Below are 15,672 nucleotides of genomic sequence, written 5' to 3'. Positions count from 1 at the left end.
TTGAAAAAAAGTAAAAAAGGTGTTAATACATTTAAGTACCAACACCAAAAATTATACACCCTTTTTTGTAAACTACATAGCTGAGTAGTTACAAAAAGGCAGTGTGAGCTGCCTTTTTTCTATTTGTGGGCTTTTATTTCCCCTAATTTAATCATTGTAAATGAAAAGATAATAAGAAGTATACTAACTAGATGTGGAGCTCTTAAATTGAAAATCATAAGGTCTTCTGCTCTAAAGAAACTTACAAAAATTCTAATAAGGCTATAAATAATTATGTAATTCCACCATAAATATCCAGGAGCTTTATTAGGACGTTTTCTTAAAACAAGCCAGATAAATAAAAAACCAATAAAATTTAGTACAAGTTCATATAACATAGCTGGATGAACTGGAATATTTGGAAATTCACTTCCAGCAGGAGAAGAAGTAGGAAATACCAATCCCCAAGGAACTAATTCTTTGTAACTAATTTTTTCTAAAAGAGGCATTTTTAAATATTCTGAATACCATTGATAAAATTGAGGTTTAACACTAAAAATCACACTCCAAGGAGTAAAAGTAGGAACTCCATGAATCTCTCCATTCATAAAATTACCAAATCTTCCAATTGCTTGTCCCAATATTAAAGGAGCAGCAGCAAAATCTCCTAAAGTTAAAGGATTTAGTTTTTTAATTTTTCCATATATAAAAGTTCCAACAATACCACCAATAATACCACCATGAATAGCCATTCCCCCATGCCATGTAGCTAAAATCTCACTAGGATTTGATAGATAGTAATCTAAATTAAATAATACATAGTATAGACGACCTCCTAACAAACCAGAAAGCATAGCAACAAAAGCATAGTTTTCAATTATAGAGGGGTTAAAGTTTCTTTCTTTTGCCATATATTTTGCTATTTCAATTCCGACGAAAAATGCAATAGCATACATCAATCCATAATATCGTAGTTCAAAACTACCAATGGAAAAGATAACTGGGTTCATAATGTTCCTCCTAGAAAATAGATTATTTTAAAATTATATCATAAATCAATATAAAAAGTTAGAAAAAATATAGAAGTATTATATTTATCAATTAAAAAATAGAGATTTTTCACACGAATATATCACAATTTTCACAATTTTGGGAATTTTTTTCACTTTTTATAAAAAAAGAAGAAAAAATGTTGAAATATTTTGATAAGTTTAATATTATATATAGTGGGTATAGATTAAAATTTTTTTAATATGTTCAATAATTTGTTTGGAAAATTTAAAAAAGATGATATACTCTAATAGATAGAATCTAACAATAACATTAGAAATAAATAAAAATGTAAATATTAAAGAGATGTCTTAAAATTATTTAAAATATTTAGGAGGAAAAAATGTATTGTTGTACAGGAATTGCAAAAGATATATCGTGGATAGGAGTTAACGATAGAAAGACAGAAAGATTTGAAAATTATATGCCTTTACCTTTTGGAGTATCATATAACTCATATCTTATCAAAGATGAAAAAACTTGTGTAATTGATGCTGTTGAATTTGGAAGTGCATCACTTTACATTGAAAAACTTTTATTAGGATTAGATGGAAAAGATCTAGACTATATCATCATTAACCACGTAGAACCAGATCATTCAAGTGGATTAAAAGATATTTTAAGAGTTTTCCCAAATGTAAAAGTAGTAGGAAATGCTAAAACTTTAGGAATGTTAAGAGCTTTCAATATGGAATTTCCAGATGAAAACTTTGTAACAGTTAAAGAAGGAGATATCTTAGATTTAGGAAACCACAAATTAACATTTGCTATGGTACCAATGGTACACTGGCCAGAATCAATGGTTACATATGATACTACTGATAAAATCCTTTTCTCAAATGATGCTTTCGGAGGATTTGGAGCTCTTGATGGAGGAATTTTTGATGATGAAGTAAACTTTGATTTCTATATTGATGAAATGAGAAGATACTATTCTAATATTGTTGGAAAATATGGTGTTCAAGTAACAGCTGCTATTAAAAAATTAGGTGGATTAGAAATAAGAATGATTTGTCCTTCACACGGACTTATCTGGAGAACAGATATTGCTAGAGTAATTTCTCTATACAGTACATGGGCACAATTACAACCTGAAAAAGAGGGAGTAGTAATTGTTTACGGAAGTATGTATGGAAATACTGCTAAAATGGCAGAAATTCTTGGAAGAGAATTAAATGCTCAAGGAATAACAGAAGTAAAAATTTATGATGCTTCAAAAACAGATCATTCATTTATCATAGCAGAAATCTGGAAATATAAAGGACTTATTATTGGATCTTGTGCACATAATAACTCAGTATATCCAAAAGTACAACCATTACTACACAAATTAGAAAACTATGGATTAAAAAATAGATATCTAGGAATCTTTGGAACAATGATGTGGAGTGGTGGAGGAGTAAGAGGAATAGAAGCCTTCGCTGAAAAATTAAAAGGAATTGAAGTTGTAGGAGAATCAGTAGAAGTTAAAGGAACTCCAAAAGCTGGAGATAGAGCTAGATTAGAAGCAGTAGCTCAAGAGATGGCAGCTAAACTTATAGCAGAAAGATAATAAATAGCTTCCATAGCTCAATTGGATAGAGCATCTGACTTCGGATCAGAGGGTTTGGGGTTCGATCCCTCATGGGAGCGCCAAATGTATAGAAATAATATAAAACTAAAGAATAGTTCAGATTTGGACTATTCTTTTTATTTAAAATTACTTCTAAATTGACAAAAAGTAGCAAATAGGGTACAATTATAGAGAATAAAAAATTGGAAGATAGAATAGTCAGTATGGAGGAACTATGTTAAATAATGATATAATTAGAAGAGTGAGATATGCATTAAATATTAAAGATAATACAATGCTTCAAATTTTTAAATCTATGGGTTGTGAAATGACTCATGAAGAGCTTTTAAACCTTCTTAAAAGAGAGGGAGAAGAGGGATTTGAAAAGTGTAACAATAAGACATTAGAAGCTTTTCTAGATGGATTGATTATCTTAAAAAGAGGAAAACAAGAGGAAAAACCTGGAGAACCAGCTCATCAACCTACAAAAATGAATAAAAACAATATAAATAACATCATTTTAAAAAAGTTGAAAATAGCATTATCTTTTAGAAGTGAAAATATGCTTGAAATTTTTAAGCTAGCTGGATTAGAGTTGTCTTCATCAGAGCTAAGTGCACTATTTAGAAAAGAGGATCATAAAAACTATAGAGAGTGTGGAGATAAATATATAAGAAACTTTTTAAAAGGTCTTACTATTTATTACAGAGGTTAAAACTAGAGCTGACTTTTTAGTCAGCTTTTTTAAATATTAAGGAGGGCAGAGGGATGAATATCGTCTATACCATTTTATTGGTAGTGACATTTGATGCATATCTATTTTTAAATCAACAAAAGAAATATAGAGGATATTTAACATTAAAACATTATGCTGAAACTTTAAAAATGCCAATTTATCAAAAAGTTTTAATGTTTAAAATAATGGTTGTTGTATTTTTAAGTGTTTTAGTAAATTCATTTTTTTAATTTTGTTAATTAGAATAAAACATAAAATGATAAAAATAAGAGCGAAAAACAGATAAAAAAATGATCTAATATATTAAAGAAACCTAAAAAATATAATATCTTTTAGAAAATAAAAAAATTACTTGAAATTTATTATTTTTTTGATAAAATAGTAATAAATATATTTTAGTTAAGTATGAATTTACAAATCGGAAAAAAGAAATTAAATAAATTTAAAATACAATAGGAGGCAAAATGTCAAATAAAAGTATGATACTTCAAAGTTCATTTGGATCAGTTTTCTCAACTGCTGAAAATCTTGAAGAAAAAAATGTTATTGAAAATAACAATAGAATGGTAGTTGTTGCAGGAAGAGTAAACAATCCAGGAATGATTGAAATACCAGAAAATGCAACATTAAATGACGTTATTGGGTTAGCTGGAGGAATAAAAAATAAAAAAAGTTTTAAAGCTGCTCAATTTGGATTACCTTTCGGAGGATTTTTAACTAAAAGTGGTTTAGATAAAGCTATTGATTTTTCTCTTTTCCCAGAAGGAATAGACAGAAACATAATAATTTTATCTGAAGAAGATTGTATAGTTTCATTTGCTAAATTCTATGTAGAGTTCTTAATGAGTAAAATAGAAAGCAGTGAATATGAAACTTATACAGCTGTAAAAGAAGAGATTGAAAGAATTTGGAGAATACTTGATAGAATTTCTAAAGGTAAAGCTAATATGAGAGATGTATACTTACTTAGATACCTTTCAGAAACTATTAAAACTAAATTAAATCAAAAACACAACCTAGTTTTAGAATGTATAGAAGAAGAAGAGTTCTACGAAGAGATAGAAGAACATATTGAAGAGCATAAATGTAGTGCTGGACAATGTATTCACCTATTAAAATTCAGAATTACTGATAAATGTATAGGATGTACTGCTTGTGCAAGAGTTTGTCCAGTAAAATGTATTAGTGGAAAATTAAAAGAAAAACACGTTCTTGATACAGATAAATGTACTCACTGTGGACAATGTGTTGCTGCATGTCCAGTAGGAGCAATCTTTGAAGGAGATCATACAATGAAACTTCTAAAAGATTTAGCAACACCAAACAGACTTGTTGTTGTTCAAGTAGCTCCAGCAGTAAGAGTAGCAATTGGAGAAGCTTTTGGATTTGAACCAGGAACAAACGTAGAAAAAAGACTAGTAGGAGCTTTAAAGAAATTAGGTGTAGACTATGTATTTGATACTACATGGGCTGCTGATATAACAGTAATGGAAGAAGCATCTGAGTTCCAAGAAAGATTAGAAAGATACTACAAAGGTGACGACACAGTAAGACTTCCAATACTAACTTCTTGTTGTCCAGCATGGGTTAAGTTCATTGAACAAAACTACCCAGATATGCTAGATGTACCATCATCAGCAAAATCACCAATGCAAATATTCTCTACAATAGCAAAAGATATTTGGGCTAAAGAGCTTGGATATAAGAGAGAAAGAGTATCAGTAGTTGGAATAATGCCTTGTCTAGCTAAAAAATATGAAGCTGCAAGACCAGAATTCTCAAGAGGAGATAACTATGATACTGACTATGTAATCTCTACTAGAGAACTTATAAAAATATTTAAAGAATCAGGAATTGATCTTAAAGATATTGAAGAGATGGAATTTGATAATCCATTAGGAGAATACTCAGGAGCTGGAATCATCTTCGGAAGAACTGGAGGAGTTATTGAGGCTGCTACAAGAAGTACAGTTGAAATGATCACTGGAACACCTCTTGAAGAGATTGAATTTAAAGAATTAAGAGGATGGGAAGGATTCAGAGCAGCTGAACTTACTATTGGACATATTGAATTAAGAATCGGTATTGCTCATGGATTAGAAGAAGCAGCAAAAATGCTTGACAAAATCAGAGCAGGAGAAGAATTCTTCCATGCTATAGAGATTATGGCATGTAAAGGGGGATGTATCGGTGGAGGAGGACAGCCTAAAGCTATTAAAAAACAGGCAGTTCTTGAAGCTAGAGCAGAAGGATTAAATAATATTGATAGAAGCTTAAAAATAAGAAGATCACATGATAACCCTTATGTAAAAGCATTATATGAAAAATATTTAGATTATCCATTAAGCCACAAAGCACATGAATTACTTCATACTAAATATTTCCCAAAAATTAAAAATAGATAATAATTAATCATAAAAAGCTGTTGAAACTCAATGATATTATACGTTGATTTCTTCAGCTTTTTTTATATTTTAAAGGAAAAGAGTTTAAAATTCTAATATTAGATATAGAAAAAAAGAGTTCCTCTTAGTTTTTAAAACAAACTAGGAAGAACTCCAAGAATAGCAAATATTATAATAATTTTAATGTTATATAGAAACTCTTTTTTCTTATTTTCAAAAGTAAACAGTTTTTTATCTGGTTTATTAGATTTGTGTATACAATTTGAAATTAGAACAATAGATATGTAACCTAGAGTAAAACAAACAAGATCAGCTTTATCAAAAGTTCCTATAAAAGTTCCATGTCCACCTAAAAACAGTTGTAGGAATTCAATTAAAATCATAAAAATAAAGATACTAGTAAATACAACAAAATTATAGAAATAAAAGATTCTATCTATCAACAGGGCTGCACCAAAAGAGAATAACCATAATCCATCTGGTAGAGAATAGACAACCCAAGTGGAAAAAAATCTTCGATATATTTTAGCAAAGGTACGTATTTGCAGAATGGGATCTTTTAAAAATGTTGTATGTAAAATTTTAAAATAAAATAGATTTCTACTTCTATATAATATGTAAATTGTAATTCCTAATATTAAAGGAAAAAAAATTAAAAACAACTTTCTTTTTCTCATAAACATCCTTTCAAAATTATAAATAAAGCTCTCTATGTAGTTACAATAACATTGAAATATAAAAAAATCAATATAAAATTATAAAACTTAGTTATTTATAAAAATAAATAATTGACTTAATCTAGTAAATAGTATAAAATTTTTTCTGGATTTATAAGATCCTCTTATAAAAAGTTTGAGATTTTTTCGAAGAGATAAAAAGCAACACTTTTTTTGAAAAATAAATTAAGAAAAAGAGGATTTTGTTATTAAAATAGGAGGATTTAATAAAAAATGTTAGAATACAAACCTTGCTTTTTATTTGGAAATAAACATATTAATACATGTTTTCCAACTCTTTTTCGAAAAATAAATATAGAATATAAGAGAGAGAGAATAGATACCCCTGATGGAGACTTTTTAGATTTAGACTGGATAAAAAATGGAAATGATAAGGTAATTGTTTTGTGCCATGGACTAGAAGGAAGTTCAAGAAGCAAATATATTCAGGGAACAGCTAGATATTTTTCTGAAAGAGGTTGGGATGTTTTAGCTATAAATTATCGTGGTTGTAGTGGAGAGATGAATAGAAAATTGACTTTCTATCATATGGGATATACAGAGGACTTAGAAACAACATTAAAGGAGACTTCTCAATATAAAAAAGTTGCTTTAGCAGGATTTAGTTTAGGAGCAAATTTAGTTTTAAAATATTTGGGAGAGAGGGAAGAGTATCCTAAAAATCTTCTTTGTGGAGTAGCAGTGTCACCACCATGTGAGTTAGTTTCAAACTCTGTACAATTTAGAAAAAGAGAAAATTTTATTTATAGAAGATATTTTTTAAAAAAATTAAAAGAAAAAGTAAAGATAAAAAATGAGATGTTTCCTAATGTTATAAATATGAAGCTTATGGATAGAGTTGAGGATATGGAAGATTTTGATAATCTTTTTACAGCTCAATATAATGGATTTATAGATGCTATTGATTACTATGAAAAAACAAGTAGTATTAATTTTATTCCAAATATCAAGGTAAAAACTTTAATTTTAACTCCTTTAGATGATCCTATTATGTCTAAGAAGTGTTACCCTATAAAAGAGGCAAATGAAAATAGCTTTATTACTCTTGAGATGCCAAAATATGGTGGACATGTTGGTTTTGCATCACTATTTTCTAAAGTTTATTGGCTAGAGAAAAGAATATATGAATATGTAAATCAGATTGAAAAAAGTAAGTAAAAAAAGAGACTGTAAAAATTGATTTTTATGAGTATCAATTTAAACAGTCTCTTTAACTTTATCTATTTGTAACTACTCACCTATTACCTATAAATATTATAAAAATCAAAATTTTATCCCAATATCAACTAAAGCCGTAATTCACTAGAGAATATTAGAATCCCTTAGCGAAATGCAGTTAAGAAAATGCAACGTGTTTGAGACGAAGTTGAGTTTTGCATTTTCAACGGAATAAGCCTAGGGATTCTTTATTCTTTAGTATGAAGGCTAGTTGATATTAAAAATATAAGTTTTGAAAACTGAACTTTAAAAGATAACCTAGTATTATAAAAATTGAACTTTGAACTAGACAATCTTTTATAAACTTTACACACAGCTGAGTAGCTACATCTATTTAAGATTAGCAACATCCTTTGTATCAATTACTAAAGTAACAGGTCCGTCGTTTAAAAGCTCAACTTTCATATCTGCTCCAAACTCTCCACATTCAGTTTTTATACCAAAGCTTCTGCATTTTTCAAGGAATTTTTCATAAAGAGGTTTTGCAAGATCAGGTCTAGCAGCATCAGTAAACCCTGGACGACGTCCTTTGATGCAGTTTCCATATAGAGTAAATTGAGAGATTACTAAAAGTTCTCCTTTAATATCTTCCAATCCTAGATTCATTTTTCCATCTTCATCTTCAAAAATTCTAAGATCTTTAATTTTAGTTGCTAACCAATTAACTTCTTTTTCACTATCTGTATGAGTAACTCCTAAAAGAACAAGAAGTCCATTTTGAATCTCTCCTATTTTTTTTCCATCAACAGTAACGCTAGAGTATTTAACTCTTTGAATAACAGCTTTCATTCTTTCACCTCAACATATTTTTTATTAATTTTATTACAAATTATGAATTTTTGCAAGTTTTACAATAAGAATTTGGAAAAACAAAAAATAAATGATATAATTATTAAGATAAAATGTATGAAATTAAATTAAAATAAAGAGAAGAGGTAATAAAAATATGGATAAGGAAATTGTTTTAACAGAGTTTGCAAAAGTTATAAACTCAGATAGATATCAATACACAGAAAGTGATATTTTTTTAATGGAACATATGGAAGAAAAAGAAGCTGTTTTTGATGTGTTTTTTAGAAAGACTGAAGATGGTGGATTTGCAGTTGTTTCAGGAGTACAAGAGGTAGTCAATCTAATTGAGATTATGAATAATACAAGTGAAGAGGAGAAGAGAATGTATTTTTCTAAACTTATTCACGAGGAACATTTAGTAGAATATCTTTCAAAAATAAAATTCACTGGGGACATGTATGCTATGAGAGATGGAGAGATAGCATATCCTAATGAACCAGTAATAACAATTAAAGCTCCATTAATTCAAGCTAAAATTTTAGAAACACCTATTTTAAATATAATCAATATGCAAATGGCAATAGCTACTAAAGCATCAAGAGTAACAAGAGCAGCTTATCCAGTGCAAGTATCATCATTTGGAAGCAGAAGAGCACATGGTTTTGATAGTGCAGTTGCAGGAAATAAAGCAGCAGTTATAGGTGGTTGTACAAGTCATTCAAACTTAGTAACAGAATATAAATATGGTATTCCAAGTATAGGAACTATGGCTCACTCATATATACAAACTTTTGGTGTTGGAAGTCATGCTGAAAGAGAAGCTTTTGATACTTTCATTAAACATAGAAGAAATAGAAAATCAAATGCTTTAGTACTTCTTATAGATACATACAATACTTTAGGAATAGGTATAAAAAATGCGATAGATTCATTTAAAGCTTGTGGAATAGATGATTCATACAATGGGATTTATGGAGTTAGAATAGATTCTGGAGACTTAGCATATCTATCTAAAAAATGTAGAGCTTTACTTGATGAAGCAGGATTGAAGAAGGCTAAAATTTTCCTTACTAACTCACTAAACGAGGAATTAATAAGATCATTGAGAGAGCAAGGAGTTTGTGCTGATGTCTATGGTGTTGGAGATGAGATAGCAGTTAGCAAATCAAATCCTTGTTTTGGTGGAGTATACAAAATTGTAGAGATAGATAAAGAGCCAGTTATAAAATTATCAGAAGATATTATTAAAATATCAAACCCAGGATTTAAAGAAGTTTACAGAATATATGATAAAGATGGATTAGCATATGCTGACCTTGTAACTTTAGTGAGAGATGACAAGGATAAAGAAAAATTAACTGAAGGTAAAGATATAACTATTAGAGATGAAAAATATGAGTTTAAATTTAGTAATCTAAAATCTGGAGAATATTCAGTTAAGAAATTAACTAGAGAATATGTAAAATCTGGAGAGATAGTAAAAGATGAATATGAAAAATTATTTGATGTGCTAGGATCTCAAAGATACTATCTTGATAGTTTAGAAAAGATTTCAGAAGAAAGAAAAAGACTTGAAAATCCTCATAAATATAAAGTAGACTTATCAGAAGATCTTATAAAATTAAAATATGATTTGATAAAAACTATAAAGTCAGAAGTAACAAAAAATGACTCTCATTCTAAATAGGATGAGAGTCATAATAGACATTAAAGTGATAAAGCTTTAACTAATAATTCAGCAGTTGAGATATTAGTTGCAATTGGTATTTTATGAACGTCAGCTAATCTGATAAGAGCAGAGATATCTGGTTCGTGAGGTTGTGCTGTAAGAGGATCTCTTAAAAAGAAAATAGCTAAAATATTGTTAGTAGCTATTTCAGCACCTATTTGTTGGTCTCCACCAATAGGTCCAGATTGATATCTGTGAATATTTAAACCAGTAGCCTCCATAATTTTCTTTCCTGTTGTTCCAGTAGCAACAAGTTCATAATTTTTAAAGAAATCAACATGTTTTTTAGCAAAAGCAACAATATCATCTTTCATATTGTCATGAGCTATAAGAGCTATTTTGTTCATTGTATAAATTCCTCCCTTGTAAGATATGATATAAGGTTATTATATAGATTTTTGGACAAAAATGCTAGTAATTTATAAAAATAAAAGGAGAAAAGGTGAAATTTAGTAAAATAAAGTATATAGAAAGAAAAACTGGAGAGATTCTTACAGAGAAAGTTCCAGGAGAAAAGTATCTTAAATTTTTATATTATAATCCATTAGGGGAATTACCATTAAATCTTGTAGTTAAAAAGAAATTTTTAACAGAGTTTTATGGTAGAAAGATGTCACTTCCTGAATCATGTAAAAAAATTGTACCTTTTATAGAGGAAGCAGAGATAAATATCAGTGAGGCTAAAAAGAAAGTTGAGGAGTTTACATCTTTTAATGATTTCTTTTACAGAGAGTTAAAAGTAGGAGCTAGAAAAATAGATTATTCAGAAGATGTATTAGTATCTCCAGCAGATGGGAAGATATTAGCTTATGAAAATATAAAAGATAAGGATAAATTTTTTGTTAAAGGAGATAAATTCTCTTTAGAAGAGTTTTTTAGAGATAAAGATTTGGAAAAAAAATATGAAGATGGAGTATTTGTTATTATAAGATTAGCTCCAGTAGATTATCATAGATTTCACTTCCCAGCAGATGGAAATATAAGTGAAAGCAAACTTATAGATGGTTGGTATTACTCTGTATCCACTCATGCTGTAAAACAAAATTTTAGAATTTTCTGTGAAAATAAGAGAGAATATTCTATTTTAAAAACAGAAAAATTTGGAGATATAGCAATGTTTGAAGTTGGAGCTACAATGGTAGGGGGAATAACTCAAACTTATAAGGCAAACTCTTTTGTAAATAAGGGAGAAGAGAAAGGGTATTTCTATTTTGGTGGATCAACTTGTATCTTAGTTTTTGAAAAGGGAAAAATACAGATAGATAAAGATCTTTTAGAAAATACTCAAAAGGGAATAGAAACAAAAGTTTATATGGGAGAGAGAATAGGAGTATCTAATTTATAAAAAAGGAGCAATATGAGGAGAAAAAGAAAGTACTTTAAAATTGGAGATTTAATAATATATTCTTTTTTTATAATATTTTTTACTGGGCTTGGATTAAAAATAATGAATCTTTCTCAAGAAAGAGCCTCAAAAGTTGAAATCTATGTAGATAGCGAATTAAAATATGTATATCCTTTACAAAAAGAGGAGAGAGATATTTTTGTAGACACCAATATAGGTGGAGTAAATGTTAAATTTAAAGATAATATGGTAAGAGTTACAAGCTCTAACTCACCTTTAAAATTGAATGTAAAACAAGGGTGGATAAAGGATCCAGGAGAGGTTATAATAGGAGTTCCTGATAGATTATTGATAAAAATAGTTGGGAATAAGGGAGATAATACAGACAGCGATGATATAGACTTTATAGTTAGATAGGAGTATTACAGATGAATAAAAAACTAAGCTATTTTAAGATAATAGGAATAGGGATTGTTTTAATTTTAATTCAAAGTTTCTTTCAAAGATATGAGGCATTAAAGGAGATATATTCTACCTATATAGGATATCTTGTACCAGTTATTTATGCTCTATTTATAACGATATTTTTAGATCCAGTAGTTACTAAGATAGAGGAAAAAACAAAGTTAAGCAGATTAAAATCAGTATGTTTAACTTTTTTATTAGTGGTAATTTTAGTAGCAGGATTTATAGGGCTTGTTCTACCTGAACTTGGAAAAAGCTTTAAAGAGTTATATAGTAAATTTCCAATGATGCAAGATAAAATTGGAAGTACAATAACACAATGTATAGAGTATTTAAAAGAGAAAAATATATTGGTAATTGGAGAGAAGCAGATTGAAAATAATATTATAACATTCTTTAAGAAAAATATAGGAAAGATTCAGGAGTATAGTTTTACTGTTGTAATGAATATTATGTGGTGGCTAGTAGCTATAGGAAAATTTCTTATAGGTTTCTTTCTAGCATTTTTTATCTTAATTGATAAGAGATATTTTATAAATTTTAAAGATAATGTTTTAAAAATATGTTTTGGAAATGAGAGAGGAAAAGAGTATAGTGAGTTTTTAAACTCTTCAAGACAAGTACTACTAAATTATGTTTGGGGTAGAATGATTACATCAGGAATAGTAGGAGCTGTAACTTTTGCTGTACTATTAATTTGTAATGTTCCCTATGCTCTTTTAAGTGGAATTATGATAGGAATAGGAAATATGATTCCATATATAGGTTCTTTTGTAGCTGGAGTTATAGCAATATTTCTAGTTGCATTAGTAGAACCAATAAAAGTATTTTATCTATTTTTAGCTATGATAATAGCTCAAACTTTTGATGGTTGGGTAATAGGGCCAAAAATAGTAAGTGAAACTGTTGGAATGAGCACTTTTTGGGTAGTTGTAGCAGTACTTATAGGTGGAAGTTTAATGGGACCAGTGGGAATGTTTTTTGGAGTTCCAGCATTTGGAATAATTAAACTTATTTATTTAGCAAAGTTAAAAAAAGCAGAGGAAAAAAGTAACAAATTTGAAGGAGAGTAAATGGAAAATATAACTTTAATAGCATCAAGTACAATGGGACTTGAAAGTATAGTGAGAGATGAGTGTGTAGAGTTAGGGTTTAAAAATGTAAAGACTTTTAATGGAAGAGTTGAATTTGACGGAACAGTTAGAGATATTCCTAAAGCAAATATACATTTAAGATGTGCAGATAGAGTTTTTGTTAAGATGGGAGAGTTTAAAGCTTTTACATTTGATGAACTGTTTAAAAATATAAAGAAGATAGATTGGCAAAACTATATTCCAGAAAATGGAGAGTTTCCTGTTAGTTGGGTAAGTTCTGTAAAATCGAAACTTTTTTCTAAATCAGATATCCAAAGAATAACTAAGAAAGCTATTGTTGAAAAATTAAAAGAGAAGTATAAGAAAGAGTATTTTTATGAAGATGGACCTCGTTATGCAATAAAAATTCAAGCTCACAATGATATTTTTATTGTTATGATTGATACAAGTGGAGAGGGACTTCATAAGAGAGGATATAGAGCTATAAAAAATGAGGCTCCAATAAAAGAAACTATGGCAGCAGCTCTTGTAAAACTTTCAAGATGGAAAGGTGGAGATAGACCTTTAGTAGATCCAATGTGTGGAACAGGAACTATTCTTATAGAGGCAGCAATGATAGCTAGAAATATTGCTCCTGGGGCAAATAGAAACTTTGTTTCAGAAGGATGGAGTATTATTCCAGAAAATGATTGGATAGAGGTTAGAGATGAAGCTTTTTCACAAGAGGATTATGAAAAAGAGGTAAAAATATTTGGTTCAGATATAGATGCTGATACTATTGAAATTGCTAGAGAGAATATTAAGAAAGCTGGTGTTGAAGAAGAGATAACATTAGAATGTAAAAATTTCTTAGATCTTGAAATGGAAGAGAGACAAGGTTGTCTAATAACTAACCCTCCTTATGGAGATAGATTATTAGATAAAGAAGCAGTTGAGAGATTATATGGACTTTTAGGAGATATTTGTAGAATGAGACTTCCTAAGTGGTCTTACTATATAATCACATCTTATGAAGAGTTTGAAAAGGCTTTTGGTAAAAAAGCTACTAAAAATAGAAAATTATATAATGGTGGAATTGAGTGTCGTTACTACCAATATTATGGAGAGAAAGATGGAAAAAATAACAGATAATCACTTATTAAAATTTTGTATAGAGGTTATACTACAAGTTCTAAAATTAACTGATAATAAGATGAAGCAGTTGAGAGAGATAGGAGATTTGTCAGGGGCAGAAATACTAGAAAAAGATGTTATAGAGAAGTATGAGAAACTTTATGGTGGACTTACTGGAGAGGGAATAAAAGAGTTTAAAGAGGAAGAACTTACTGGAATAAGAGAGCATATAGAAAATATAATGATAAAAAATAATCTTTCTAAAGAGTATATTGAATCTCAATTGACTTTAAGAGAAAAATTAAAAGGAGATTCAGGAGCAGAGGTAATAAAAAGATTTTTCCAATATGAGAAAAAAGAATTAGAAAAAACAAAATATGATCTTTTAGAAAGAGTTTCTAAGGTGCTAGATGAAGAAGAAAGAGTTTCTATGCTTATGAAAAATGCTATACAGGAAGAGGAGCAGATAGAATATATCTATCAACTTCAACCTATAAGAGAGGAGTATAGAAATTTAGAAAGTAAAGTTTTTAAAGTTCAAGATAAGATAGATCTATTGAAGAAAAAATTAGATTCAGAATGGTATTATGAGATCTATGGAACTGTTTCAAAAGATGAGATGTTAAAAACTTATAATGAGGTTATGAAAAAAGATTAAGAGTTTTTTAAAATTTATGATACAATTGTGGAGGAGAAAATGAAAATGGTAAAAATAGTAATCTTGTTACTTATAATAGTTGGAGGGTTTTTATACCACTCTAAAAAAGGAGCAGGAGCTAAGTTAGATATTAAGGAGGGAAAAATAGTGGAAAATTTAGTATTAAATGCTAAAATAAAAACATCAAAAGGAGATATTAACCTAAGACTTTTACCTGAGGTTGCTCCTATGACAGTTACAAACTTTGTACACTTATCAAGAAGAGGATATTATGACGGACTTAAATTCCATAGAGTAATAGCTGATTTTATGATTCAAGGAGGAGATCCTACAGGAACAGGTGCTGGAGGACCAGGATATCAATTTGGTGATGAGTTTAAACAAGAGGTTGTATTTGATGTACCAGGTAAATTAGCTATGGCTAATGCAGGACCAGGAACAAACGGATCACAATTCTTTATTACTCATGTACCAACAGATTGGTTAAACTATAAACATACAATTTTTGGTGAAGTTGTAGCTCCTGAAGATCAAGAAGTAGTAAATAAAGTTCAACAAGGGGATATTATTGAAACTATTGAAATAACTGGAGATGTTGAAAAATTCTTAGAAGCTAATAAAGAGATGACAGAAGAAATGGACAAAATATTAGCACAAACTATGCCTAATTTAAAAAAATAATAGAAATTTAGAGGGAGCTAGATAATAAATTTAGCTCCTTTTATATTATTTTAAACTATAATTTAGCTAACTAAGCTCAGTTATCTAGCACATTGCTAGGTTTTGACAAAGTACCTTT

The 15,672-nt window shown here is 28.9% G+C and carries 16 protein-coding genes and 1 tRNA gene; 13 read left to right on the top strand and 4 right to left on the bottom strand.

All coding sequences use genetic code 11. The annotated features are described in order from the left end of the window. Positions 1 to 119: 119 nt before the first annotated feature. Positions 120 to 989, bottom strand: coding sequence for a prolipoprotein diacylglyceryl transferase (lgt, locus tag I6E31_11370; GenBank protein ID MCF2640560.1), 870 nt, complete (start codon positions 987 to 989; stop codon positions 120 to 122). A gap of 383 nt (positions 990 to 1,372) precedes the next feature. Between lgt and I6E31_11365 the strand changes: the two genes are divergently transcribed. The 5 genes from I6E31_11365 (at position 1,373) to I6E31_11345 (ending at position 5,722) form a co-directional block, all read left to right on the top strand. Continuing rightward, positions 1,373 to 2,581 carry an FprA family A-type flavoprotein gene (locus I6E31_11365; protein ID MCF2640559.1) on the top strand — a complete coding sequence of 403 codons (1,209 nt, stop codon included), beginning with the start codon at positions 1,373 to 1,375 and terminating at the stop codon, positions 2,579 to 2,581. A gap of 6 nt (positions 2,582 to 2,587) precedes the next feature. Then, positions 2,588 to 2,664, top strand: a tRNA-Arg gene (locus tag I6E31_11360). A 152-nt stretch (positions 2,665 to 2,816) separates the two neighbouring features. Next, positions 2,817 to 3,296: a DUF1456 family protein gene (locus tag I6E31_11355; protein MCF2640558.1), complete on the top strand. Its 480-nt coding sequence runs from the start codon at positions 2,817 to 2,819 to the stop codon at positions 3,294 to 3,296. 53 nt (positions 3,297 to 3,349) lie between these two features. Next, a complete protein-coding gene (locus tag I6E31_11350; GenBank protein MCF2640557.1) occupies positions 3,350 to 3,547 on the top strand; it encodes a hypothetical protein in 198 nt (65 codons plus the stop codon). A gap of 234 nt (positions 3,548 to 3,781) precedes the next feature. Continuing rightward, a complete protein-coding gene (locus tag I6E31_11345; protein MCF2640556.1) occupies positions 3,782 to 5,722 on the top strand; it encodes an iron hydrogenase small subunit in 1,941 nt (646 codons plus the stop codon). Positions 5,723 to 5,853: 131 nt separating this feature from the next. Here I6E31_11345 and I6E31_11340 read toward each other — a convergent pair whose 3' ends face one another. Continuing rightward, a complete protein-coding gene (locus tag I6E31_11340) occupies positions 5,854 to 6,399 on the bottom strand; it encodes a hypothetical protein (protein MCF2640555.1) in 546 nt (181 codons plus the stop codon). Between the two features lie 273 nt (positions 6,400 to 6,672). Between I6E31_11340 and I6E31_11335 the strand changes: the two genes are divergently transcribed. Continuing rightward, a complete protein-coding gene (locus I6E31_11335) occupies positions 6,673 to 7,617 on the top strand; it encodes an alpha/beta fold hydrolase (protein ID MCF2640554.1) in 945 nt (314 codons plus the stop codon). Positions 7,618 to 8,007: 390 nt separating this feature from the next. Here the strand turns inward: I6E31_11335 and I6E31_11330 are convergent, their stop codons facing one another. Then, positions 8,008 to 8,466: a D-tyrosyl-tRNA(Tyr) deacylase gene (locus tag I6E31_11330; GenBank protein MCF2640553.1), complete on the bottom strand. Its 459-nt coding sequence runs from the start codon at positions 8,464 to 8,466 to the stop codon at positions 8,008 to 8,010. 157 nt (positions 8,467 to 8,623) lie between these two features. Here I6E31_11330 and I6E31_11325 point away from each other — a divergent pair, with 157 nt between their 5' ends. Beyond that, positions 8,624 to 10,156 carry a nicotinate phosphoribosyltransferase gene (locus I6E31_11325; GenBank protein ID MCF2640552.1) on the top strand — a complete coding sequence of 511 codons (1,533 nt, stop codon included), beginning with the start codon at positions 8,624 to 8,626 and terminating at the stop codon, positions 10,154 to 10,156. 20 nt (positions 10,157 to 10,176) lie between these two features. Here I6E31_11325 and mgsA read toward each other — a convergent pair whose 3' ends face one another. Beyond that, positions 10,177 to 10,545: a methylglyoxal synthase gene (mgsA, locus tag I6E31_11320; protein ID MCF2640551.1), complete on the bottom strand. Its 369-nt coding sequence runs from the start codon at positions 10,543 to 10,545 to the stop codon at positions 10,177 to 10,179. Between the two features lie 95 nt (positions 10,546 to 10,640). Between mgsA and I6E31_11315 the strand changes: the two genes are divergently transcribed. The 6 genes from I6E31_11315 to I6E31_11290 are packed head-to-tail and all read left to right on the top strand — an operon-like array spanning position 10,641 to position 15,554. Beyond that, positions 10,641 to 11,543: a phosphatidylserine decarboxylase gene (locus I6E31_11315; protein ID MCF2640550.1), complete on the top strand. Its 903-nt coding sequence runs from the start codon at positions 10,641 to 10,643 to the stop codon at positions 11,541 to 11,543. 12 nt (positions 11,544 to 11,555) lie between these two features. Further along, positions 11,556 to 11,960, top strand: a complete 405-nt coding sequence (locus I6E31_11310; protein ID MCF2640549.1) for a NusG domain II-containing protein — start codon at positions 11,556 to 11,558, stop codon at positions 11,958 to 11,960. A gap of 11 nt (positions 11,961 to 11,971) precedes the next feature. Next, entirely contained in the window at positions 11,972 to 13,081 is a 1,110-nt protein-coding gene (locus I6E31_11305; GenBank protein MCF2640548.1) for an AI-2E family transporter, read from the top strand. 9 nt (positions 13,082 to 13,090) lie between these two features. Next, entirely contained in the window at positions 13,091 to 14,233 is a 1,143-nt protein-coding gene (locus tag I6E31_11300; GenBank protein MCF2640547.1) for a class I SAM-dependent RNA methyltransferase, read from the top strand. Then, a complete protein-coding gene (locus tag I6E31_11295) occupies positions 14,214 to 14,873 on the top strand; it encodes a hypothetical protein (protein ID MCF2640546.1) in 660 nt (219 codons plus the stop codon). Before I6E31_11300 ends, I6E31_11295 begins: the two co-directional genes overlap by 20 nt. 39 nt (positions 14,874 to 14,912) lie before the next feature. Beyond that, entirely contained in the window at positions 14,913 to 15,554 is a 642-nt protein-coding gene (locus tag I6E31_11290; protein MCF2640545.1) for a peptidylprolyl isomerase, read from the top strand. Positions 15,555 to 15,672 lie beyond the last annotated feature (118 nt).

Source organism: Fusobacterium varium (assembly GCA_021531615.1).
In the GTDB taxonomy this organism is placed as follows: domain Bacteria; phylum Fusobacteriota; class Fusobacteriia; order Fusobacteriales; family Fusobacteriaceae; genus Fusobacterium_A; species Fusobacterium_A varium_C.
Note: the sequence above shows the minus strand (reverse complement) of the source record. Positions and strands in the feature narration are given on the sequence as shown.